Source organism: Niabella terrae (genome assembly GCF_054783135.1).
This window is the reverse complement of sequence record NZ_BAAGRD010000041.1, coordinates 21,607-47,460: the sequence shown is the minus strand read 5'-3', so window position 1 is coordinate 47,460 and position 25,854 is coordinate 21,607. Positions and strand designations below refer to the sequence as shown.

The window sequence follows — 25,854 nt, the reverse complement described above, 5'->3', positions numbered from 1 at the left end:
GTTCTCGGCTGCTGTATGCCTGCCGGTTTCCCAGCAGGATCACTGGTCATTGGGGCGCGTAGCGTCTCCTGCCTCGTTCCGACGATTATTGAAAAATCAAAAAAAATCGATCGATTTTTTTGATTTGAAAAAAAATAATCGTTTAAAGTTGGAACTTTAATATTTAATGTTGTAACTTTATTACCGATTGTAGTAAGCGACCACACTGACGAAATTATGCCCAAACTATTTAGACCTTGCAATATGAGTGTGCAACTGATACGACTAACTATAATCAAAAAAGAAAACAAAAGATCAACATATCAGGTAGTTCAATGATTCAGGTTCCCTGAAAGGGGGAGCGTATGATTGCATTATGTTTTATCGGCAAAAATTCGAATGAATTCGTTGCTGCCTGGAATTGCTCATCCCTTTAAAATCCTGAACATGAAAATGAACGACCTAGCCTCTACCCTTGAGTTCAAGTTCAAGACCCTTGTGGTCTTTTTACTATCGTTGACCAGCCTGCTGGCTTCGACCCCATTATGGGCGCAATCCGGTGCCGCGCCCTCCAATACCTATCAACCGCTGATCGCGCCGGCTCCCTTCAGCAGCCTGACCGTTACCAGCAGTCAGGCAGTTGGTGATGAATTCGCCAACAAAAATTTTCTAATAGACGCCGACCTAAATAACGGTGCTACCTGGAATTATCTTATTGCCGGAAGCGCCTGGATTGAGGTCCGGGACAATGGTGCCACCGGTGCCAATGTTTATCCCACCGGCTCCTACGCAGGTTTTGTAATTGGCACTTCTGCCTTACTGGATCTGGCCGGCAGCATATCGGTAGAAACCTACCTCGGTGGTGCGCTGCAGGAGACCTATAATGCCAGTAATGGCGCCCTGTCGGTTTCCCTGTTGGGGAATGATCGGGGTAAAATCGGGCTGGTAACTACCATGCCCTTTGATGCGATACGTATCAACTTTAGCGCAGTGGGCGCAGGTAGTCGCACGGTTTACTACGCAGAAGTGCTGGTGCCAACAGCCGGCCCTGTTCCTGACTGTAATACCCTGACACCACTGGTGCAAACTGCTTATCCCGCCATCGTGAATTCCGGCACGACAGGCGTGGCAGAAGTAAATGTCGGTCTGCTCAGTGATATATTTGCCGATCTGGACAATATTGTCGATGCGAACACTTCCAACGCCGGCACCATTACGCTGCCCGCCCTTAACGTATTGACCACCGCTTATGTGAGTGTCACATCAGCCGGCGTTACCAGTTATCCGGCCGGTTATTTTGCAGGTTTTGATATCTCTAATTCGACCTTAGCCGGCCTGGGTCTGGCCTCGAATGTTTCCATTGTCACCTACCTGGATGGCACCCAACAGGAATCCGCTACAGGAGATAACTTATTACTCTCCGCGCCCCTGCTTTCCGGTAGCAGTCGTTCCACAATCGGTTTTGTAACGACACTGCCTTTTGATGAAATCCGATACGTCGTTGCCCAACCAGCCAATGTCAGCCTGGGTACCACTTCCATATATGCCGCAGTTATTAAACAGTTTTGCGCCGGTACCCTGGTTTGTAATACACCTACACCGATGAATGCAGCCTCACAGCCGGTATATATCGATATAGAAAATACGGGTGTCGAAGGTGCTGCCTGCGTTAGTTGTGCGATTAATAATGTCAATAATATCATCGATGGCAATACAACGACAGCCGCTACTTTAAATTTTGCCGTCGGTGCGCTGTCCACCCAATCGCTCGCTGTAAGAGATGCGGTGACCGATTATCCGGCCGGCACTTACGCAGGATATGATATTGAGATGCCGACACTGCTGTCCCTGTCCGTACCCAATGCCGTTGTTATTACGTTGATGAATGATGGTGCGGTGGTGCAAACCACTACAGGACCCGCTTTACTCGCAGGTGTTTCCACCGGCTTATTAACCAGTTCCAGCCGGCAGCATGTCGGTGTAATTGCAACAGTGCCTTTCGACGAAGTAAAAATTACTTTCAATTCAGCGGTGGGTGCGAACCTGGGAACCGTGATGGTCTACGATGTGATCTGGCAGCAGAACTGTACCAGTCCACTCGTGTGTAATACCATCAACCAGCTGGTAACGCCGAATTTCGGTGTCGTCATCGATGGCGCCCGTACCGGATTCAATGGTCTGGTAACAGCAGCTTCCACCGTCCGTGACGCTTCAAATGTCATCAATTCCAATCTCACCGACTTTGCCACCATCGAAGTAGCAGTCGGCGCCCTGGCCGATGGTTCAATCGCCGTCGTGGATGGTGCCAATACTTTCCCCGCTGGTACCTTTGCGGGCTTCCTGATCCGCGATCAGAGTCCACCCCTGTTACTGGCAGATTTACTCAAAGGCATCACGATTACGACCTATAATAATGGCGTCCCACAGGAAAGCCGTACCACCACACAGTTGCTGGGACTGACAGTAGTCGTTCCGATTCTGGGTAATTATGGTCTGAAGAATGTTGGATTTACCACCACCCTGCCCTATGATGAAATACAAATCACAGTGGCAGATCTGGTCAATGCAGCGCTTCCCAGAAAAATAGATGTATTCGGCGCCGTGGTGGATACCCGTTTTGTCACACCGGGCACGCCAGGTCTTTCCTGTCCTTTTGTTCAAACAAACCCCGATATCAATTACGGCACCATCAATACAGAAATCACCGGTTCTGTTGCCACCAATGACAAACAACCGGCCAATGCCAGTTATAGCGGTGCGACACCGGCTATTCGTGCAGACGGTGCATCCAATCCTTCCGGTGCTACGATCACCCTTAACAATGATGGCAGTTACAGCTTCCAGGCTACCCAGATCGGTGTCTATCAATACCAGACTACCATGACGGATCCCGCTACTGGCATTCTCTATCCGGAAATGCTGACCATCATCGTTACCGATCCCACAAATACGACCAGCAATCCGCCGGTTGTAAACACGGATATCGCTACAGTACCTGCCAATACAGGAACGCCTACCAGTGTGATCATTCCGGTGTTGATCAATGATGCGCCCAGCAATGAGAACAAGACACTGGGTACGCCGACGATACCAACAGCAGGTCAGCCCAAACACGGCACCGCTGTCGTGAACCCGGATGGTACCGTCACCTATTCTCCGGAGGAAGGTTTTGTAGGAAGAGATACGATCGTCTATAATGTCTGCGAACAACCAGAGGGTACGAATTGTGGCAGCGCCTTTATCATCGTGAATGTGACGCCGTCCAATATCAATACCACCCAGACCGCAGATGATTTTGCAAAAACGACGATCAACCAGGCGGTATCCGGTAATGTCAAAACCAATGATACGGATGCTGAAGGCAATCAGCAAACCATCACGGTACAGAATATCACCGACAGCAGGGGTACCTTCACACTGGCCGCAGATGGCAGCTTCACCTTCACGCCGGCCAATGGTTATTCCGGTGTCGCGCAGTTCACTTATACTACTACTGATAACGGTAACCCGCAGGCCAGCGCAAATGGCACCCTTTATGTATACACGCTGGCGGATGGCGGTATTGATCTTCAGGTGACCATATCAGTCCTTCCGGCGCAGGTCACCGGCGCCCAAAGCCTTTCGGGTCTGGTTTCTGTCTCAAATCCCACCACAACGGCAACAGACGGAACTGATGTGACGATCAGTATTCCCAAATCACCCAATTATACCATCAGTTTCGATCCGGCTTTAACCAGTGCGCAGGGATTGCCCGTCGGGAATGCCGACTGGACGCTGGATAATACCAATAACTCCTATTACCTGTTTAAACTGGGTGGCACCAACAATACCCAGGCCATTGCAGCAAATGCGACCTCCCGTTTTGGTATTACCATCACATTTGCTGCCGGCACCCTGTCCGGAACAGATAATATGACGGCCACTGTGGTAGACGGCAGCGGTGGAGAAGCAGATCCCACCAATAATAATGATTCGGATAAAGTCGTCTATAATCCGGAAGAACAATAAACATCCTAAATTTTAATTTTCTAAAATATTATTTTATGAAAAAATCCTTACTACTTATCTCCGCTTTCTTCACGATCATCAGCCTTTCGGCACAGAATATCAGTGTCAATGGTGCTACGATCAACACGAATCCCGCCCCGGTAAACGGGCAGATTACCTTGTCATTTAATTTCAATATTCCGATTAACGCGGCGGCGATTAGTGCTACCCCCGATCCCATTCGGATCAATATTACACTTAATAAACTGGTACCGGTACTCAACAGCAGTAATGAACCGGAAATCAGCGGGACCGGAACCACGGCTACGTATTTTACCTGGACTTACGATCCCTCTTTATCTGCCGTCATCGGTGTACAGAATCAAAACATACCAGCCAATGCAGATGGTACCACGATATCCCTGAATGCCATTATTACGCAACCATCACCTGCCACTGCCGGTACTGCCGGTCATGGCATCAATGTCAATATTGTACCAGGTATGGTAACCAATAACCTGACAACAGATGATGATGTGCAGGTCTATGGCTATACCGAAGGGGCGCTGCCGGTGGCTTTTGATTATGTGGAAGGCGCTTTCCGGGGTGACCGGTTTACAGCCAAATGGAGAACTTTGTCAGAAACCAATAACAAAGAGTTTCGGATAGAAATTTCCCAGGACGGTACTACCTTCCAACCCATTGGCACCGTGGCTTCATTGGCCAAAGAGGGCAACTCTGACACGAAACTGGAATATAGTTTCAGTAAATCCTGGGAGGAAATGCGTGCCGAGCTGGGGTACTCCCTGATAGGCATGCTTCTGCTGGGCTCCATCATGGCGATGGCACTGATCAAAAAACGCCGGTTCATGGTGCTGGGCATTGCAGGATCACTAATGATGGCCACTTTCTTCCTGGCCTGCCGCAAAAAGGATCGTCAGGAAATTGCCACCAAGCCGGATATTTTCTTCCGGGTGGCCCAGATCGACATTGATAACAGTACCCATTACTCTAAAACCGTCAAAGTAATGGCAGAATAGTGTTAAGTAAGGATGAGGCCGGTGCAGCCCAGGGGGCAGCCGGCCCAATCCCGGAGCATCAACAGAACGATAACCGATTCGCAAACAGCTACCGCTTTTTCATCGGCATCCTTCCAGCGATCGCTCCGGGATTTTTTATGCCCGGCGGCGGCTAAAACCAACAGGAGTCTGAGGCCGAATGGCTAACTTTGTTGCCTTTATGCGGAAAGGGATAAACGCTGTATTAAAGGAATCATGAGCATACAGACTTTACTGGGCGGGGTACTGCCCGAAAATAGAATCAAGACCAGATTGATCGATAGAATTACCTACGCTTCGGATGCAGGCTTCTATCAGTTGATTCCCCAGGCAGTCGTCCAACCGATGCGGGAACAGGAGATCGTAGACTTATTTGCTTTTTCACATACCCACCAGATTCCACTGGTCTTTCGCGCCGGAGGCAGCAGTCTTTCGGGACAATGCATTACTGACGGCATCCTGGTAGACCTCAGCCAGTACTGGAAAAAAGTGATCATTGAAGACCAGGCCCGCCGGGTCCGGGTCCAACCGGGTATAACCGGCGCAATGGTGAATGCCCATCTCCGCGGCCATGGCTGCAAAATCGGCCCGGATCCCTCGAGTATATCAGCGGCCATGATGGGTGGTATCCTTTCTAACAATGCCAGCGGCATGTGTTGTGGCGTCAAACTGAATTCCTATCATACGGTACGCCATATCCGCTTTATTCTGCCGGACGGCCATCAGTACAATACCGAGCACCGTGCAGACTATGATCGCTTTGTCCGGGACAATGCGTCACTGGCGACGGAACTCCGACAACTTCGGGAGGAAATAAAAAACAATCCTGAACTCAGTGAAAGAATCAGGTACAAATACCAGACAAAAAATACGGTAGGTTATAGCCTGAACGCGCTGCTGGATTATGAACATCCCCTCGATATATTTGCCCATCTACTTATTGGCGCAGAAGGCACCCTGGCATTTATCGCGGAAGCAGTGATGCAGACCGTACCGGATCTGCCCCATAAATCCACCGCCCTATTATATTTTAAGGACATCTATGGGGCCTGTCAGGCAATTGAACCACTGATCGCCGCCGGTGCAGAAATGGTGGAACTGATGGACCGCGCCTCCTTGCGTGCGGTGGAAGACATCAAGGGCATCGACCCCTACATTAAAACCCTTCCGGAACCGACAGCAGCTTTGCTGGTCGAGTTTCAGCAGCAGGAAGCCGGTTTACTGGAGGCACAGGTTGCCGCCTTTCTTCAATCTGCAACTTCCCTGGCACTGCTCAACCAGCCGGAATTTACCCAGGATCCTGTCAAGAGCGCCTTCTACTGGAAAATACGTAAAGGCCTATTTCCTTCTGTAGGTGCAGTGCGTGCCAGCGGGACCACGGTCATACTGGAAGATGTGGCTTTCCCCTTGCCCCGGCTGGGCGACGCCATTCTGGACCTCCAGGCGCTCTTTAAAAAACATGACTATGACAATGCGATCATCTTTGGTCATGCCAAAGACGGCAACCTGCATTTCGTGGTCACCCAGGCTTTCGAAACCCAGGATGAAATAACCCGGTACCACGGATTTATTCAGGATGTAGTTGCCCTGGTGGTCGACCGTTATGACGGCGCCTTAAAAGCGGAACATGGCACCGGCAGGAATATGGCGCCCTTTGTGGCAACAGAATGGGGTGGTCCGGCCTATGCGATCATGCAAAGAATCAAAAAAGCCGCCGATCCTGAAAATCTGCTGAATCCGGGTGTCATCATCAATGCGGATCCGGAAGCACATGTCAAAAACCTGAAACCGCTGCCCTCCGTTGAATCAGAGGTCGATAAATGTATGGAATGCGGCTATTGTGAACACCGCTGCCCCAGCCGGGATCTGACCATGACACCCCGACGCCGGATTGTCGCCCGCAGGGCCTTACAGCAATTATCCAGGACAGATCAGGCCGCTTATCAGCAGCTGCGCTCAGAATACGATTATGATGGGCTGGATACCTGTGCCGTAGATGGTCTCTGCGCCACCGCATGCCCGGTTGACATCAATACCGGCGAGCTGGTCAAGAGGCTGCGCCGGGAAAACCATTCCGTCCGGGCCAACCGGCAGGCCCGCTGGGTGGCCGGAAATTTTGGGGCCGTGGAAAAGACAGTCCGTTGGGCACTGCAATCAGGCATTACCCTGAATCGTATCTTCGGTAAAAACGCTATGACCCGGCTAACGGGTGGGTTACGCAAACTGATTCCGGTCCTGCCCTTGTGGACCCCTCAGCTGGATAGGCCACCGGCCGTACCGAAAGTCAGGCAGCCTGACGGGGCCCTGACCGGAACGACCATCCTATATTTTCCGGCCTGCATCTCGCGGGTACTGGGTCAGGGATTGGTCGGCAAAAAAAACCTGATGGAAACTTTTATAAGTGTGTCCGCCAAGGCCGGCATCCAGGTAAAACTGCTCAGCCAGCCGACGGGCAGCTGCTGCGGTCAGATATTTTCGTCCAAGGGTTTTTATCCGGCCTATACCTACACGGCCAATACGATTATTGAACATCTTTGGCAGGACAGCCGGCAGGGAGCAATCCCGGTGGTAATGGACGTGAGTTCCTGCACCTATACCCTGCACCACCTGCGACCTGCCCTGACGCCCGAAAACCAGCAACGGTATGACCGCTTGCAAATCCTGGACAGCGTCGATTACCTGCACGACTATATTATTCCGGTAACACAGGCCAAATCCAAAAAAAGGGATATAGTCCTACATCCTGTGTGCGCACTGGAAAAAATGGGGATCCAGGATAAATTTACCGCAGTCGCAAAAGCTTATGCTGAAAACGTGATCACCCCGCTGCATGCAGGTTGCTGTGGCATGGCCGGTGACCGGGGCTTTCTTTTTCCCGAACTTACGGCGTCCGCTACTTCAGATGAGGCTAAGGAAGTCATTCAGCATCCCTGCGAGGGTTACTATGCTTCTACCAAAACCTGCGAAATGGCTATGACAGAAGCGGTGAAAAAAAACTATGAGTCAATTCTTTACCTGGTTGATGAATCCATCTAAAACTGGTCAATTTCTGTGTTTAGATCCTGCGTCCGTTTCTGATGATCTGATCCATATCATTGCGCGATTAGCATTACCACCTATTACGGACAGCTGCCGTTGAAAATGTACTGCTATTTGATTTACCGTAACCCATTCAAAACAAAAGAAGGGGCGATTACCCCTTCATTTGTGAATTACCATTCTTTTACCCTATTCATAGCCCGGGTTTTGATAGGCTTCCTTCTCCTCGGGAGTCATTTCCATTCCCTCTAACTGAGATTCAGGAATCGGACGTAAATAGTGAAATGACTGAATCGTCCGTGTATTAACAACCGGATTATGATCCTTGTAATCCACCCCGCCAATCTTATAAGAGCCAGCTAGATCAGCCCAGGTTTGCGTGCGGACCAAATCATACCAGCGATAACCCTCGCCAAAATACTCACGCGAACGTTCCGCCAATATGTAATTTAAATCAATGTTCAGGGGCGTATTTGCCTTCATAACGGCACTGTAGTCTGCTACTTTCGCTACATTGGCATTGTTATCAAAGCGCCATTTACCGGCTCTTTCTCGAATTACATTAATTAATTCACGTGCCGATTTTCCTGCTTTGACACTCGCACCCTTTACTGCAGCCTCAGCAGCGATAAAATACAACTCGGAGAACTTAGCGATATTGAAAGGTCGGGTGGAACCGGCATTCGGCTGACCCAGGCCACCAGCGTTATCGGTACGGTAAGTACCCAATTTCCACAATCCTGGATAAGCTCTTCTGTTAATATCATCTATTGAAATGACAAAGTCGGATCTTCCTGGTAAAGTGCCACCGCCAACATTACTCTGATTATTTGTATAATTGATGACTCCCGGAACATCTTCAACAAAGCTTAAAATCGCATCTCCGGGGTTTACCGGCAAGGAATTCGCATTGTACAAAGTTCCGGACATGCCTGCCTTATCCCAGTTGCCACGATAGACTGTAACAAAAGTCCCGTCATAGCGTGCGTCGTTAGACTTATCAGCAAATGTGTTTGTAAGTGCACCAATAGTCGGACACATTCTTGTCCAGGGTCTACCCAGGTGCTGCTCCGCTTCGCGCTGCACCGAACTCACTGCCGTCCAGGAGGAAGAGCTGGAGCTACTTCTTATTTCGGTATAATTCCAGGTCATCATCCACATCGCGAAATTATCCGGCGCCCCGCCACTGCCATAAGTAAGACTACCACCATTGTAAAACTCGCTGGTTTCTGTATGATCGGCATACAGCAAAATTTCACTATTGCGATCATTGGATCCTAAATTCACATCATAAAACGTCGGTTGCAGTGCGAAACTGCCCGGATTGTCTATACCTTCTGTAGCAATATCATATGCCTTCTGAAAATACCATTGCGCATCGTGCCCGTCAGGATCCGTTCTGGCGGTTTCGGGATAAGTAGGAATATTTTTGGGATTCTCCAGCCACCAGGCATAAGTAAGATAGGCTTTCGAGAGATAGAGCCTTGCCAGCGTTTTTGTCGCTCCGCCCTGTACCCTGCCAGTCTCAGGCAGATTTGCCACAGCCGCAATAAGATCGGGGAAGATGGCTTTGGTGTAAACTTCCGGCACAGTGTTGCGTGTCGAAACGCGCACGGGATTGGTATTGAACTTCAGCTCCCCAGCTCCCAGATCAAGCGGTACACCGCCATAAGTCTGTACCAAAAGAAAATAATCAAATGCGCGGAAAAACTGCGCTTCTGCGATTAAAGATTCCATCAGGCCCACCGCACTCGCATTTTCGATAATACCACTGGCCGTATTGATATTGGGAAATGCTGTTGACCATACGATGCTGGTAGGAAAACTGGCGGATGTTACGTTGCCTACACCAGACATATCCATGTCCTTAAAATTTCCATCGGCGCTTTGCGCCCAGGTAACTTCATCAGTGCCGGTAAGACAGGAGTTAAAATAGTAGGCCTGGCCATATATCCATCTTAAATGCGCATATAGCGAGGTTATTCCTCCCTTAACACCTTTTTCGGTTTTAAAGTAATCGGGTGTAAACGTGCTACGGGGTTGTTCGTCTAACAATTTGGAACAGCCGCTTGTCAATAAAGCAACAAAGGCTGCTATGATAACCGTTTTTTTATAAATATTTTGCATAACGATATTTTTAGAAAGTTAGATTAATACCAAAAATAAAATTACGAGTCGAAGGTGTATTGGTGCCAATAGTCAGAATACGGCGCTGGTAACCGCTTACCGCTGCATTCTCATCACCATAAGAATTCGTTTCAGGGTCCATACCCGATTCTTTATGGTAGGGGGAGAACAATACAAATGGATTCTGTACCGTAAAATAAGCCCGAAGCCGGGTACTATTATTGCTCAATAAACTGTAATTGAAATCGTAACCCAGTGTAATCGTACGGATTTTGAAATAGGATGCATCAAAATATCCCAGTGTGCTTCCGTATTTGGGATTATCGCCGCTTAAAGGTCCCGCAGGATTAGGATATTTGGCATCTGTGTTTTCCGGTGTCCAATAATCAACTTTTACGTTATTATTCCTGGAGGTAAGTGTATTCAGGTAACCATTTGAACCGTATAAAGTGCTCACCAGTAAGCCGCCGCTTTTGAATATGCTCACTAAACTCAGGTCTAACCCCTTATAGCCTATACGGGTACTAAAACCACCTTCAAATTTCGGATCCACATCAAGTATCTGTCTGTCGGCCGGCCCGATAGCTCTAGTTGGCGTACCGTCTGCATTGTAATCGCCTGTATACTTTACTTTAATCATGCCGACTTCCCCACCAGGTTCCAAAACTTCCAGGTAAGGATCGCCCTCCTGCCAAAGGCCTATTTTTTCATAATCAAAAATCGCATTGATATTATGGCCTACAAACCAGGCATTGCCTTCGTCTCTGGTTTGACCGGAAGCCAGCGCTACCAGTTTGTTTCTATTGGCATAAAAATTTAAGCCGGCATCCCAACTCCAGCCGTTTCTATTATTAATAATAGTACCGTTTAAAGTAAGTTCCACCCCTTTGTTCTGTGTTTGACCAATATTGGCTGTATAACTGGTTACCCCTGTTGTTGAGGGAAGGCCTAATTCCAGCAAGAGGTCCTTTGTATTGGTAACATAATATTCTAAAGAACCCGAAAGCCTGTTATTGAAAAGATCAAAATCTAAGCCGTAGTTCCAGGTTTCAGAATACTCCCATCCCAATCTGGAATTTGGTAATTGCGTAACATAATAACCTACGGCATAATCATCATTTCCGAAGTTATATGGTCTGGTGCTCAACCGGCCCAATGTTGCATAAGGTGAAATAGCCTGGTTGGAAGTTTGTCCGTAACCAGCCCGCAGTTTCAAGGAATTAACCCAGGAAACCTCCTGCATAAAAGACTCTCTGGCTAAATTCCAACCAGCCGAAATCGCCGGATAGGTATGTCTTTGGTAGCCATCAGCTAAACGCGAAGACGCATCTGATCTTAAAGTAGCTGAGATCATATACTTATTATCGTAGGCATACATAATACGACCCATCCATGAAGTCAACCCCCATACATAGTAATTCTGATTGGCCGGATTGACAGTAATCTCTCCATTTGCATGACCTAGGTTATAGAACTGGAAGGCATCGGAAGGAATGTCTTTTGCCGACACAGAGGAGCTGTTGTATTTCTGCTGTTCGGCAGAATAAAGACCGGTAAAATTGATATTATGCTTCTGCGCAAAGGTCCTATCGTAAGTAAACAGATTTTCCAGGGTCCAATGAAAGGTATGTGCATTGCCTATACCTGCGGTCGAAACTGTGGTAGGATTCACATTGTTGACACCTTCGCCGGTATAGTTACCGGAATTGCTTTGAATATAGTCAAGACCAAGGTTTACCCGATACTTCAATCCCTGAACCCATGGGATTTTTACTTCTCCAAATATAGCATTATAAGTGGCAAAGTTCCTGGTCTCGTTGATCCACAATCCGTCTTCCTGCAATTCCTCGATCTGATTTCTAGTCAAAACGTAGCTCTCACCCAGGGCTAGCCTTACAGTACGCCTTAAAGTACCATCTTCATTATATGGGTTAGCAATGGGCGAGTTAGCTAAAGTTCCAAATATGCCAACCTGATTGCCTTCACTCAGGTTATAATTACTATTTGTATTAAATCCGAATCGGAAATAGTCACCAACCTGCTGGTCAATCGACGTTCTGAAGGCATACCGTGTATAGCGTTGTGAAGGGATCACACTTTGATTGCGGTAATATCCTAACCCAACATTATAACTTCCAGTTTCCGAGCCACCTGAAAGCGACACATCTTGACTATTTACAGTTCCTGTTCTGTAAACCAAATCCTGCCAGTCTGTATTGACGTCATCGGATTCATCGAGTGCATTTGAATATATACCTGCCGCTGCACGTAATGCAGCGAATTCTGACCCGTTCATCATGGGGTACTTCGCAAAAACAGTTTGATTTCCAAAATAGGGATTATAAGAAATAGTTGCCCTTCTGCCTTTTTGACCTCTGTTGGTAGTGATCAAAATAACTCCATTTGCACCCCGCGAACCGTAGATAGCCGTTGCCGATGCATCCTTCAACACATCAATGCTTTTTACATCATTGGGGTTTAAATCTCCAATTGATCCCGGAAACGGAATTCCGTCCAGAACGATCAGTGGATTATTATCAGCATTCAATGATCTTGTTCCCCGGATCCGAATTTGCATCGTGGCTCCGGGCTTTGAAGAGGTTTGATTCATCTGTACCCCTGCGAGGCGCCCCTGTAAGGCCTGCGAAATATTAGGCGAGGGGACTTCACGCATCTCGGCGCCGCCAATGGAGGCCACCGACCCGGTTACAGCTTCCTTTCGCTGAGTACCGTAACCGACTACAACGATTTCCTCCAACGCTCCCTGTTGGAGTGCCAGGGTAATAACAAGGCTTTGTTGGCCATTAATCCGGACTTCCTGTGATTGGTAATTTACCGCTGTAACTACCAGAACCCCGTTAGCCGGCGCATCTACTGAAAAAGCACCATTCGCATCCGCATTGGTTCCTACCGAGGATCCTTTTAAAATAATGGAAGCTCCCGCCACTGGCTGTCCGGAGAGGTCTAGAACCGTTCCGTTTACTTTCTGTGTTTGTGCCATGGATAAACCCGCCAGAAGGATCAATGCAAAACTGAAAAGCAGTTTCTTGAGGTATGCTGCGTCTTGGCAGCAAACCACTTTAAGTTGGACAAGCATTTTTTTCATTTTAAAAATTAAAGTAAGCGATTGCAGAATATAAGCCATATTAGGCCCATATACTATCAAATTTTGGTAAAACAACTCTCACAAAAAATGACCCCAAAAACCCAAATAGTTGAATAAGAGCATCGTTTAATATCCGTTTAAAACCTTTTAAACCCTTTAAAATAAGGGACATTTATGTTCTATAGCTTTTGCAACCATTCTGATCTTAGCATCTTCTCTTGTGTAAGACAAAACAAAAATAGGTTTTTTTTTGAAAATGCAACCGATTGCAGTATTTTTTATTAATTTTAGTTTTTGATCGAGTATCTGCCTGTTTTCAGTGTGTCGAAAATGACGGGATGTTGCTATCTCTTTTTTTTATATTACCCCCTTATTATGATTAGAATATCCTTATCGCTTCTATTAAGTTTCCTAATAACCCAGTTGCCAGCTCAAAATTGTATAAGTTTTAAGAAAACGGGGCCTGCTATTCTTTTGGCGGATACAAGTTGGGCTGCTCCGATATATGTGGACAAAGACGCCGATCCGCTCCTACATAAAACTGCCGTCCTTCTACAACAGGACATCGCCCGGGTAACCGGCCAGCACCCGGAAATTATATCCTCTCTTTCCACTGATTACCCGCAACTCATTATCCTGGGAGTAGCCGGTCAGTCTCCCCTATTAAAACAGCTTTTAGAAAAAAGAAAAATAAAGCTGGATCAAATTCACGATCAGTGGGAAGCATTCTCGCTCCAAACTGTCGATCAACCATTGTCAATGGTGAAACGCGCACTGGTTATCGCCGGAAGTGATAAACGCGGTGTAGCATTTGGCGCATTAGAACTCTCAAAACAGATAGGCGTTTCTCCTTGGTACTGGTGGGCCGATGTACCAGTAAAAAAACAATCTTCCATTTATATAAATAAAGGCAGCTACCACTATCCATCGCCATCCGTAAAATACCGAGGTATTTTTCTTAACGATGAAGCGCCCGCATTAAGCGGTTGGGCTAAAGAGAAATTTGGGGGATTCAATCACAAATTCTATTCAAAGGTTTTTGAACTTCTGCTGCGGTTAAAGGCAAATTATATCTGGCCCGCAATGTGGGGCAATGCATTCTATGATGATGATTCATTAAACTCCAAAATCGCTGGCGAATACGGTATCGTAATCGGGACATCGCATCACGAACCTTTAATGAGAGCACACGATGAATGGAGAAGATATGGAAAGGGCCAGTGGAATTATGACAGCAATGAACTGCGTTTAAAGGAATTCTGGAAAAAAGGTCTTCAAAGGGCTACAAATGAAAAAATTGTAACTATTGGAATGCGTGGTGATGGTGATGAACCCATGTCCAGCCAAACAGCGACGGCTTTATTGGAAAGAATCGTAGCCGATCAAAGAAATATAATTGAAGAAGTCACCCAAAAGAAGGCTAATCAGACGCCCCAACTTTGGGCATTATACAAAGAAGTGCAGGATTATTACGATAAAGGCATGCGGGTTCCGGATGACGTTACCTTACTGCTCTGCGACGACAACTGGGGTAATATACGGCGGTTGCCCCGTCTGGACGAAAAACCCAGAAAAGGAGGCTATGGGATTTATTACCACTTCGACTATGTGGGTGGGCCAAGAAACTACAAATGGATCAATACCAATAACATAGCGCGGGTTTGGGAACAAATGCACCTGGCCTATGTACATGGCGTAAAGGACATCTGGATTGTTAATGTAGGCGACCTCAAACCGATGGAACTGCCTATGACATTTTTTCTGGACTATGCCTGGAACGTAAATCGATGGAACGAAAACAACCTGGCAGCTTATTACAAAATGTGGGCGCAGCAACAGTTTGGCGTAAAAAATGCTGATAAGATCGCCTCCATCCTTTCAAGATATGCCAGTTATGCTGCAAGAAGAAAACCGGAACTCCTGGATGCCAAAACCTACAGTATTCATCATTATCAGGAAGCAGATCGCATTACCAAAGACTGGAACATTTTACTACAGCAAGCCGAAAATCTGAACAGAATGATCAATAAGGACCAGAAAGGTGCTTTTTATCAGTTGGTACTGCATCCCGTAAAAGCATATGCGAATCTTCAGAACTTGTATACGGCAACCGCAAAGAATCAATATTATGCCGCAGAAGGAAATTCGTTGGCAAATAAATATGCGGATAGCGTACTTTATTTCTACAAAAATGATTCGATAATCACAAATGAGTACCACTTGCTGAACAACGGAAAATGGAATCATCTAATGGCACAGTTACATATTGGCTATACAAACTGGCAGCAACCTGAACGTCAGATAATGCCGGCAGTAAAATACGTATCAGCCGCCGGAAACCAGGTGATTCCGGAAACGCTGCCGACTGCGGCAACAAACAACTTAACCGCCCCTTCAAAAAACCCTAAAAATATTTTTACGGAAACGGACGGTTATATTTCGATACTTGCGGATCATTATTCAAGAAAAATAAATGCTGCGGATATTCAGTGGAAAGTCCTCCCCGGCATTGGTCGGGAAGGTAACGGCATTACAACGTTCCCGGTTACCAAAGGCATAGATACGCTGAGCGCAAAAACCCCTCACTTGGAGTATGATTTTTACGCATACCATCCCGGGGAAGTGAAATTATTCGTTTATTGTTCGCCTACACTCAATTTTCACAATGCTCCCCAAGGGCTTCAATATGCTATCTCACTGGATGGCGCGAAGCCGCAGTTTGTTTCTATAAACTCTGAAAAAAAAGTCGACAGCCGCGCATGGGCCAGATGGGTTTCTGACAATATCAATATCACTTCGAGTAAACACAACATTACCAGTAAAGGACAACACACACTCAAATACTGGCTGATATCCCAGGGTATTGTGCTCCAAAAAATTGTAGTAGATGCCGGGGGTTTGAAAACCAGCTATCTGGGTCCGAAAGAAACATTGAAGATTGAAAAATCCCAAAAAGGAAATCCCACAGAATAAATCAATCAATACCCTTAGCTTATTTACCCCATCGTTTATTTTTATTTCCCGTTCCTGGGTTCATGTTGCGCTTCAAAAAATAGGGATACAAGATATGTGTCGGCTGGGGGTAATTTTTTACAATAAAATCCAATTGCTTTCGTTTCGAAAACCTAAAGCGTTTTAGTCACTATGGTAGGTATTATAAATTACCACCGATCCCTGGAGCATTGGGAAATCTCAGTTGTTTATAATAGTTCAGATCCTGTTCAGCCTTCTCATAGCCAGATGGAATCGGCATTCCGGAATAAATCTGAAAATACAGTAAACAGGCATTGCGCCACCATATTGCTTCTTGTTGCTGAATACCCAGCAACATTTCGACCTGCCGGAACCGCTCCTGATCGACATAAGCCGCCTGCAGCTTCCAGACGGCTTGCATCCGGCGGACCGTATCAACTCCCGTATAATATTTATAACAGAGTTCCTCCCACAAGTTCCGGCCACTGTTCATCTGAAAATTCCAGGGTAGGTGATGAAACCATAACAGATATTTTTCATCACAGATCTTCGGGTCCTCCCATTTACTACGGGCCCGCGGCTGGTACTGGGCCAGGGCATTGCTACCGGTATTTGTCCGGTTAAAACCGATACCCTGACGATCTGCGCGATGATAATAAACGGGATTCCAGTCGGCCCTTCCCGCATTGTCTACCCAGGGTGCCGGCCCGTAATGATGTCCGGTTGCCATGATATGATGAAGTCCCAGTGGGGTCATATAATTCACCACGGCTTCGCGAGATTCCCGCATCATTTCCACCATTGCCTGTACAAATGCCGGATCATTGGAAAAGGTCTGACGCAGCCACTCGGCCGCGATGGTATCTGCCCCCAGCTGATGGTCCCAAGCCAGCCGGCCAAAGGCATACCAGTTCGCCTGTCCGAAAGGATGGCCGGTCCAGTTTCGTTCATTGCCGATATTCGCAACACCGGCAATGGCGCTCAGTTGATGCTGATCCACCGAACCGTCAATAACGCGAGCCACTGTGGAGCCCGGTCCTTTGGCATAGGTATCGGCGTCCAGACATTCCTTGAACAACGGCGCTTCGTATACCAGATGGGTACCCTGGCCCAGATACTCCTGGGTCAGTTGAAATTCCATGGCCAAGGGGGTTTGGGGCATCGCGCCAAATAAGGGAGAAAAGGGTTCCCGGGGTTGAAAATCTATGGGACCGTTTTTGACCTGAATCATTACATTTTTTTTGAACTGCCCATCCAGGGGCTGAAATTCGTTATAAGCCTGTTTGAAACGGTCTGTCGCAGCGATCGTCTGGGTATGATGACCTCCCTGCCCTTCTTCAAAATTTTCTTCCTTTAGCTGCACCCGGGCATCATAGACAAAAGCACGCCACATCACAATGCCACCATAGGGAGCCAGGGCATCGGCGAACATATTGGCACCATCAGCATGACTGCGGCCATAACCCTGGGGGCCTGGCTGGCCTTCGGAATTTGCTTTGATCAGAAAACCGCCAAAATCCGGTATCAACTGGTATATTTCACGGCATTTATCCTGCCACCATTTGATGACTTCCGGATGCAGGGGGTCCGCCGTTTTCAGCGCACCGAGCTCTACCGGCGCACTGAATTTTGCCGTCAGGTATACCCGGATCCCATAAGGCCGGAACAAATCAGCCAGCGCTTTTACTTTTTCAAGATAGCGAGGCGTGAGCATCAAGACATCGGCATTTACATTGGTGAGCACCGTACCGTTGATACCAATGGAAGCATTGGCACGTGCATAATCGATATAGCGCTGATCCAGATAATCCGGCAGGGTATGCCAGTTCCAGATAGATGCACCTGCATAGCCTCTCTCAACAGTCCGGTTGAGGTTATCCCAGTGGTTAAGTATCCGGCGTTGTATTCGTGGCCGGCTTTTGATATCGAGTGGTTGCAGGGCCTGCCCGGTCTGCAGGACACGTAAAAATGCGTAGACGCCGTATAAAACGCCGATATCTGTACGGGCAGCAATAATGGTATATTCCTGCCCGTTCTTTTGTTGACTGCAGATCAGATAACCTTCCGGCCCCGGGTCAAAGTCGCCGGCAGCCAGCAGGTCCCGGATCAATGGAACGGTCGCCGGTGTACCGGCTATCACACTGTGGTGGATTGCCCGGTCCTGCAGGTTTACCTCTTGGCCCAGCAGGCTGCTGAGCGCCCGGGTCAGTTCGCCGGCAGCTGTACGAAGAGTGGCGGATTCGCCCGGCAGCCAGACGCCGGACAATTGGGCACGGTACCGCTGCAGTACCGCTGTATCCTGCAGCTTGTCAAACCGAAGCCAGAGCCGGTAACCGTCTTCCGCTTTCACAGTGGTACCCATAAAAAACAAGCAAATGCATAAAATTATCCGGTTCATAAACATTTTCATTTAGCCCATATGGACTTAATATTTTAAAAATCCCGGCGCCAACATTCTCATTATAATATCCGGGGTTCGCAGATCTGAATATATAAGAACAGTAAGGATTTGATTAGTTTCAATTCGATACTATTTTAAATTATCGTGGCGAACATTGGTTTACCCAAATAAACAATTGTAAAATTGCATGCACCTCCAACTGTACTATTTTTGATTATTTTATATTTCCGTCACTATGACTGCAGTAAAAATAGACAAAAATATTTTTACTGCAACCGATTGCAATTTATGTAAAACTTCATTACTTTAGCTTTCCTGGATTGCATCGTTTAAGCGAGACCGAACTGGTCTAATTATTGAATTTTTCTTGATTATGTCTGTCGAATATGCCGACTATATTTAAAAACTCAAGGCTCAAGTTGTAAGCAATATGCTGTGTACCACATTAAAAATTTTAGTCCCGATTCAATTATTTTTCATATCGGCGATCTGTTCGGTGGCAGCTCAAACCACTGTCCGGCAACGTATCCCGTTCAACGAGCAATGGAAATTCTTCAAAACACAGCAAGCAACTGACAGTAATTATTATGAACGCCGGCCGGATATTACGGCCTATAAAGATGGCAAAGTGGCCGATACCAGAGCCACCGAATCTGCCCTGGCACAGACAGCAGACGGCGGTCTGAAAAAATGGATTCTACCTGGCGCCAACTCCTTTATCAAGGATCCTGCCCGGCATTGGCCCCGGCCCGCCACGCCCCCGCCTGCAGGACCCGTATTTGCAGAACCGGAATTTAATGACCAGTCCTGGGAAACCGTACAAATCCCCCATGACTGGGCCATCGGCGGTCCTTTTTATGTCGGCGAGCCCGCTGTGGTTGGCGGTGGAATGGGACGACTACCCATCCAGGGGGTGGGCTGGTACCGTAAAAAAATAAAAATCCCTGCCGGCGACCGTACCCGGCAATATTTTCTGGATATCGACGGGGCGATGTCCTATGCCATCGTATGGATCAATGGACAACTGGCCGGAGGCTGGCCTTATGGTTATAATTCCTTCCGGATCGACATGACGCCCTTTCTTCGACCGGGAGCAGACAACCAGATCGCCATTCGGATCGACAATCCTAATTATGCTGCACGCTGGTACCCGGGTGCGGGACTTTATCGCAACGTTTGGCTGGTAAGCACCGGCCCGGTGCATATCGCACACTGGGGTAGTTTTATTCAGGCTACTGATATCAGTAAGGTTGCTGCAAAGCTCGAACTTGAACTCAAAATTGTCAATCAGGCTGAAAAGACCAGGAAAATTACGGCGCAAACGGCGCTGTACCTCCAGGACGGAGAAGGCAGGCCTACCGGGCCCGTAGCCGGCAGATTTAAAGCGCAAAGCCTGACCCTGAAGCCCGGAACCACCCAGGTACTCCGGCAGGAAACGCGCCTGGCAGCACCAAAACTATGGGAGCCCCTTCCTGATCAGCAACAAAACCTGTATGTGGCCGTCACCCGCGTATATGAAAATGAGCGACTGATCGATGAATATACGACACCCTTTGGCATCCGCTCCCTGGAGTTCGATGCCGAAAAAGGCTTACTGGTTAATGGAAAAAAATACCGTATTCAGGGTGTCAACCAACATCATGACCTGGGGGCACTGGGCGCCGCCTTCAATCTGCGGGCCGCTGAAAGGCAATTGGAAATGTTGCGTGAATTGGGTTGCAACGCCATCCGCCTGGCCCATAATCCACCCGCTCCGGAGCTGCTCGCGTTAACTGACAGGATGGGCTTTCTGGTGATTGATGAAATCTTTGATTGCTGGGAAAAAGGTAAGACCCCGCATGATTTCCACTTGATTTTCCATGACTGGCATGAAGCTGATATCCGCTCCTTTATTCGCAGGGACAGAAATCATCCTTCAGTAATTGCCTGGAGTTTTGGAAACGAAGTAGGCGAACAGTATACCGATAGCGCAGGTGCCGCCCTGGCGCGTTCCCTGTATGAAATAGTTCACCAGGAAGATAATAGCCGCCCGGCCACCGCTTCCATGAACTTTGCCAAACCCGATATGCCCTTTGCGGCGGAAATGGATATCATCAGCCTGAACTATCAGGGCGAAGGTATCCGGGACGCACCCGCTTATGCACACTTGAAGGGGATCCGCACTTCGCCGCTCTATCCGGCATTTCACAAAAAATTTCCTAACAAGTTGATATTTAGCAGTGAAACTGCATCTACCTTAAGTTCAAGAGAATATTATTTCTTTCCGGTGACCCCCGGAATCAGCGCGCCGGTGAGCGACAGCAGTGGCGGCGAGCCGGTGAGCCAGTCGGTAAGTGCCTATGAGTTATACACGGCCCAATTTGGTGCTTCACCAGATAAAGTGTTCGCCTCCCAGGACCGACATCCCTTTGTAGCCGGTGAATTTGTCTGGACCGGCTGGGACTATGTGGGCGAACCCACACCTTATTATGGCGCCCGCAGTTCCTACTCTGGTATCATTGATCTGGCGGGATTTAAAAAGGACCGTTTTTATCTCTACCAGTCCCGCTGGAGACCGGAGTTGCCAATGGCACATATCCTCCCGCACTGGAACTGGCCGGACAGAATGGATCAGGTTACTCCGGTCCATGTGTTTACCTCCGGCGACGAAGCCGAACTCTTTTTGAACGGAAAATCCCTGGGCAGAAAAAAGAAAGGCGCCTTCGAATACAGACTACGCTGGGATGAAATCCGTTACGAACCGGGGACATTAAAAGTAGTGGCCTATAAGAATGGTCGGCGTTGGGCTATGGATTCCGTGTCAACGACGGGTCCGGCGACCCGACTGGAGTTAAAAGCCGATCGCAGCCGTATTCATGCAGATGGTCAGGACCTGGCATTTGTCACCGTTTCCATTCTGGACGCCCAGGGCCGTCCGGTGCCGGACAGTCAACACAAGCTTCACTTCAGCCTGGAGGGACCGGGAAGGATCCTTGCTACGGATAATGGCGACCCTGCAGATATGACGAGTTTTCATGCTATGGAACGCAAGGCTTATCATGGACGGGCCCTGGTCATTCTGGAAGGCACAAAGGATCAGCCGGGTCGACTCCTGCTAAAGGTCAGCAGTCCCGGTCTTTCGGAAATACAATTAGACATTGAAACGAAATAATAATATTATATAATTAATATATTGATTTGAATTTCAATAAACTACAACATTATATCATATGAAGAATCTGCTAAAATTCAGAGGGCTTAGTTTACTGCTTTTATTAATGCTATCGCAGGTTTACGCAGTGGCTCAGGATCCGAATTTTCACATCTATCTCTGTCTGGGACAGTCTAATATGGAAGGTGCCTCCAAAGCGGAGCATCAGGACAGTCTGGGAATCAGTGATCGGTTTACCATGATGTCAACCGTAGATTGCGTGCATCGGGGTAGACATACGGGGCAGTGGTATCCGGCCCTGCCGCCACTGGCCCGCTGTTATAGCGGACTCTCTCCGGCGGACTATTTTGGCCGGACCATGACCGATGCCTTACCGGACAGTATCCGTGTTGGTGTTATCAATGTTGCCGTGGGCGGCTGCAAGATCGAACTTTTCGATGAGGACCAATTCAGCAGCTACCTGCCCACTACGGCAGACTGGCTGCAGGCCATCGTCAAAGAATACGGCGGCAACCCCTACCGCCGCCTGGTCGAAATGGGCCGGCTGGCCCAAAAAGATGGCGTGATCAAAGGTATTCTCCTGCATCAGGGGGAGTCCAATACCGGTGATAGCCTTTGGCCTGAAAAAGTGAAGAAAGTTTATGACCGTCTGCTAGCGGATCTGCAACTTGCACCTGGTTCGATACCCCTGCTGGCCGGCGAGGTTTTGGGCACGGATCAGCAGGGCGTCTGTGCCAGGATGAACCCAATTATTCGCCAGCTTCCCCAAACCCTGCCCCAGGCACATATTATCTCTTCAGCCGGCTGTGAGGGCATCGAGGATCACCTCCATTTCAGCGCCGCCGGTTATCGAAAACTCGGCAAAAGGTATGCCGCTGTCATGCTGGAACTTATGGGAATTGAAATCACTGCAGAATAAACGAAGATGGCTCGTATCCTAAAAATATTCATTATCCTTCTTGTCACCGGCATGCCGGCTTATTTTCTGATTACCTGCCAGAGCGCCAAGTCAGCAGCCTACCAGAAAAAAGATTCACTGTGGACCGGCAGCTGGGCTACGGCCCTACAGCTGGTGGAACCCGGTAATATGCCGCCATCGCCGGGACTGGATCATCATAGCCTGCGTCAGATCATCCGCGTGTCCATCGGTGGCAATACCCTTCGTTTACGATTTTCCAATTTGTTCGGTCGGGAGCCATTGGTAATTAAAAAAGTCTCCATGGCCCTGGCCGCTGACAGTAGTCGCATCATGCCCCCTTCCCTGCAATGGCTTCAGTTTTCTCACCAAGATTTTATCACCCTGCCTGCCGGCGCTGAAGCCTGGTCGGATCCGATACGATTTCCGCTTGCTTCCGGTGCCCGGTTAGCCATTACAATTTACTCCGAACAGGTTCCGGTCCAGCTTACCGGACATCCCGGTTCGCGCACTACTTCTTATATACTGAAGGATGATCGGACAGGTTCCGCTGATTTTCAACAGGCTGTCAAAACGGACCATTGGTACCTGATCAGCCGGCTGGACGTTTTGTCAGCACCAGAAGCAGCAGCCGTGGCGGTGCTGGGCAATTCCATTACTGATGGCCGGGGGTCGGGAACCAATCAACAAAATCGCTGGACTGATATTCTTTCTGAACGACTGCTCAAAAACCCGACAACCCGGAATATCGCGGTACTGAATCTGGGTATCGGCGGTAACTGTGTGTTAAGAGGCGGTCTCGGTCCAACGGCACTGGAGCGTTTCGAGCGGGATATCCTTACCCAGAGCAATGTCCGCTGGCTGATCCTTCTGGAAGGCATCAACGATATCGGCAGTACCAGGGATGCTGTTACCGCCGGCAGGGTAAGCAGAGAATTGATGAATGCTTATGAACGAATGGCCCGCCTGGCGCAAGCAAAAGGCATCAAAGTATATGCGGCCACCCTCCTTCCTTTTGGAGGATCCTTTTATGACAGCAGCTTCCGGCAACCGGCCAGAGACAGCCTTAACGTCTGGATCCGCCGAACGGACACCTTCGATGGGCTGGTGGACTTTGATACGGCTATGCGCGATCCAACTGCTATCAAAATGCTTCAGAAACCGCTGCAGGATGGCGATATGCTACATCCCAATGAAGCCGGTTACCGGAAAATGGGAGAAACTGTGGATCTGAGTCTTTTTACCTGGCGCCCCAAAAAATGAAATCATGAAAAAATCCATACATCTTGTCTGCTGCCTATGGCTCTTACCATTTTATACGTTACCGAAGGCCTCAGCCCAATCTGCCCCCGCTGCCATGCAGCAGGAAGTCCTGTTCACCCAATTTACTTATCGGGGTCTGGATCCGGTATATCAGCAGCATCCGCTGGGCGACGATGACTTTTACAATCCCATTTTACAGGGCTGTTATCCGGATCCCTCTATCGTCCGTCGGGGCGATGACTATTTTCTGGTCAATTCTTCCTTTGCCATGTTTCCGGGGGTCCCTATATTCCATTCCACTGACCTGGTCAACTGGAAGCAGATCGGTCATGTCCTGGACCGGCCTTCCCAGTTGCCATTGGAACAGGCAGGTATTTCCGGAGGAATTTACGCGCCTGCCATCAGCTATAACCCGGTCAACCAGACTTTTTATATGATTACCACCCTGATTGCAGGCGGTGTCGGAAATATGGTAGTCAAATCCCAGGATCCATTTAAAGGCTGGAGCGATATCATCAAACTTGCATTCGGTGGCATTGATCCCTCACTGTTTTTTGACGACGATGGTAAAGCCTATCTGGTGCATAACGATGCGCCGGACCAAGGCAAGGTGCAGTACGAGGGCCACCGGGTTATTAAAATATGGGACTATGACACTGATAAGGATCAGGTAGTCCCCGGATCTTCCCGCATCATTGTGGATGGTGGCGTAGACATCCGCCAAAAACCTATTTGGATTGAAGGCCCCCATATCTATAAGAAGAACGGAAAATATTATTTGCTCTGCGCCGAAGGTGGTACCGGTGACTGGCACAGCGAAGTGGTATTTGTCAGTGATCATCCCAAAGGACCGTACCGGGCGGCGCCTTCCAACCCGATTCTTACCCAACGTTACCTGGATAAAGACAGGAATAATAAGGTAGAATGGACCGGTCATGCGGATCTGGTAAAAGGCCGAGACGGCCGGTACTATGGCGTATTTCTGGGTGTCCGGCCAAATGATCAGGGACGCGTAAATACCGGACGGGAAACCTTTCTGTTGCCCGTCGACTGGTCCGGCGATTTCCCGGTATTTCAAAACGGTCTGGTCCCGCTGACACCGCGCCTGAAACTACCGGAAGGCGTAAGCAATCAGCACGGGAAAAACGGCTTTCTACCCAATGGTAATTTCAGTTTTACCGACGATTTTCAAAAAGCCACTCCCGATTTCAGATGGGTTACGCTGCGTGGCCCCCGGGAAGCTTTTAGCAGGATACTTCCGACTGGCGGTCTGAGCATGCGTCCCCTCCGGACTGAAATACGGGATCGGGCACCAATCTCCGCCTGGTTCTTCCGCCAACAGCACGCCCGGTTTGAAGCCAGCGCCACTTTGAAATTTCAGCCCCTTTCAGAAAAAGATATAGCAGGCATTACCTGCCTGCAGAGCGAATCCTATCATTATGTATTCGGCCTGACCAAAAAAGGCATTGAGAACTATCTCGTGCTGGCCAGAACATCCGGTGAACCCGCACAGGGAGGCGCTGCTACCCCGGCTTCAGCCCGTAGCATAGTTCTGGAAAGCTGTCCTGTCAAACTGGGACAACAGCTGGTATTGAAAGTGAAGGCTTCCGAAGGTGACAGCTACCAGTTCAGTTATTCGCTGGATGGCATTCATTTCAAGAATATGGGATCCCCCGTCACAGGTGATATTCTTTCCACTAACGTCGCTGGTGGCTTTACGGGGGCCCTGATCGGATTGTACACCAGCTCGGCTAATACCATCCGGCCCTGACCAGCAGAAACAACACAGACAGCCGCGGCAACCGGGGACGAAGATCAAATCGGAAAGTTTTGCTTAGCTTTACGGCTTTTCTT

General features: G+C 48.5%; 11 protein-coding genes. 8 read left to right on the top strand and 3 right to left on the bottom strand.

Annotated features, from left to right (window positions below; translation table 11 throughout):
- The first annotated feature begins 426 nt into the window (after window positions 1-426).
- From ACYVI9_RS17570 to ACYVI9_RS17560, 3 genes are all read left to right on the top strand, one after another.
- Window positions 427-3,987 carry an Ig-like domain-containing protein gene (locus tag ACYVI9_RS17570; RefSeq protein WP_460767279.1) on the top strand — a complete coding sequence of 1,187 codons (3,561 nt, stop codon included), beginning with the start codon at window positions 427-429 and terminating at the stop codon, window positions 3,985-3,987.
- A 35-nt stretch (window positions 3,988-4,022) separates the two neighbouring features.
- A complete protein-coding gene (locus ACYVI9_RS17565; RefSeq protein WP_460767277.1) occupies window positions 4,023-5,006 on the top strand; it encodes a hypothetical protein in 984 nt (327 codons plus the stop codon).
- A gap of 234 nt (window positions 5,007-5,240) precedes the next feature.
- Window positions 5,241-8,060: an FAD-binding and (Fe-S)-binding domain-containing protein gene (locus ACYVI9_RS17560; RefSeq protein WP_460767274.1), complete on the top strand. Its 2,820-nt coding sequence runs from the start codon at window positions 5,241-5,243 to the stop codon at window positions 8,058-8,060.
- A 192-nt stretch (window positions 8,061-8,252) separates the two neighbouring features.
- Here the strand turns inward: ACYVI9_RS17560 and ACYVI9_RS17555 are convergent, their stop codons facing one another.
- Together ACYVI9_RS17555 and ACYVI9_RS17550 are read right to left on the bottom strand one after the other, a co-directional pair.
- The gene (locus ACYVI9_RS17555) at window positions 8,253-10,190 is read right to left on the bottom strand and encodes a RagB/SusD family nutrient uptake outer membrane protein (RefSeq protein ID WP_460767272.1); all 1,938 of its coding nucleotides are present in this window, start codon (window positions 10,188-10,190) and stop codon (window positions 8,253-8,255) included.
- Between the two features lie 10 nt (window positions 10,191-10,200).
- Complete coding sequence (locus tag ACYVI9_RS17550) at window positions 10,201-13,287, bottom strand: SusC/RagA family TonB-linked outer membrane protein (RefSeq protein ID WP_460767269.1); 3,087 nt, start codon at window positions 13,285-13,287, stop codon at window positions 10,201-10,203.
- 483 nt (window positions 13,288-13,770) lie between these two features.
- On the opposite strand from ACYVI9_RS17550, the gene ACYVI9_RS17545 reads away from it, so the two are divergent.
- Window positions 13,771-16,269, top strand: a complete 2,499-nt coding sequence (locus ACYVI9_RS17545; RefSeq protein ID WP_460767267.1) for a glycosyl hydrolase 115 family protein — start codon at window positions 13,771-13,773, stop codon at window positions 16,267-16,269.
- Window positions 16,270-16,450: 181 nt separating this feature from the next.
- Here the strand turns inward: ACYVI9_RS17545 and ACYVI9_RS17540 are convergent, their stop codons facing one another.
- Window positions 16,451-18,667, bottom strand: a complete 2,217-nt coding sequence (locus ACYVI9_RS17540) for an alpha-glucuronidase family glycosyl hydrolase (protein WP_460767264.1) — start codon at window positions 18,665-18,667, stop codon at window positions 16,451-16,453.
- A 499-nt stretch (window positions 18,668-19,166) separates the two neighbouring features.
- On the opposite strand from ACYVI9_RS17540, the gene galB reads away from it, so the two are divergent.
- From galB to ACYVI9_RS17520, 4 genes are read left to right on the top strand one after another with little or no spacing between them, the layout of a single operon-like run.
- Window positions 19,167-21,821: a beta-galactosidase GalB gene (galB, locus tag ACYVI9_RS17535; protein ID WP_460767262.1), complete on the top strand. Its 2,655-nt coding sequence runs from the start codon at window positions 19,167-19,169 to the stop codon at window positions 21,819-21,821.
- Window positions 21,822-21,879: 58 nt separating this feature from the next.
- On the top strand, window positions 21,880-22,740 hold the full coding sequence (locus ACYVI9_RS17530) for a sialate O-acetylesterase (protein WP_460767260.1): 861 nt from the start codon (window positions 21,880-21,882) through the stop codon (window positions 22,738-22,740).
- A 6-nt stretch (window positions 22,741-22,746) separates the two neighbouring features.
- Entirely contained in the window at window positions 22,747-24,000 is a 1,254-nt protein-coding gene (locus ACYVI9_RS17525; protein ID WP_460767257.1) for an SGNH/GDSL hydrolase family protein, read from the top strand.
- Window positions 24,001-24,004: 4 nt separating this feature from the next.
- Window positions 24,005-25,771, top strand: a complete 1,767-nt coding sequence (locus ACYVI9_RS17520) for a glycoside hydrolase family 43 protein (RefSeq protein WP_460767255.1) — start codon at window positions 24,005-24,007, stop codon at window positions 25,769-25,771.
- Window positions 25,772-25,854: the final 83 nt, after the last annotated feature.

Bases quoted from the DNA above. Each gene is read 5' to 3' on its own strand.
- ACYVI9_RS17570 (WP_460767279.1), top strand. From the start codon at position 427: ATGAAAATGAACGACCTAGCCTCTACCCTTGAGTTCAAGTTCAAGACC.
- ACYVI9_RS17565 (WP_460767277.1), top strand. From the start codon at position 4,023: ATGAAAAAATCCTTACTACTTATCTCCGCTTTCTTCACGATCATCAGC.
- ACYVI9_RS17560 (WP_460767274.1), top strand. From the start codon at position 5,241: ATGAGCATACAGACTTTACTGGGCGGGGTACTGCCCGAAAATAGAATC.
- ACYVI9_RS17555 (WP_460767272.1), bottom strand. From the start codon at position 10,190: ATGCAAAATATTTATAAAAAAACGGTTATCATAGCAGCCTTTGTTGCT.
- ACYVI9_RS17550 (WP_460767269.1), bottom strand. From the start codon at position 13,287: ATGCTTGTCCAACTTAAAGTGGTTTGCTGCCAAGACGCAGCATACCTC.
- ACYVI9_RS17540 (WP_460767264.1), bottom strand. From the start codon at position 18,667: ATGAACCGGATAATTTTATGCATTTGCTTGTTTTTTATGGGTACCACT.
- ACYVI9_RS17530 (WP_460767260.1), top strand. From the start codon at position 21,880: ATGAAGAATCTGCTAAAATTCAGAGGGCTTAGTTTACTGCTTTTATTA.
- ACYVI9_RS17525 (WP_460767257.1), top strand. From the start codon at position 22,747: ATGGCTCGTATCCTAAAAATATTCATTATCCTTCTTGTCACCGGCATG.
- ACYVI9_RS17520 (WP_460767255.1), top strand. From the start codon at position 24,005: ATGAAAAAATCCATACATCTTGTCTGCTGCCTATGGCTCTTACCATTT.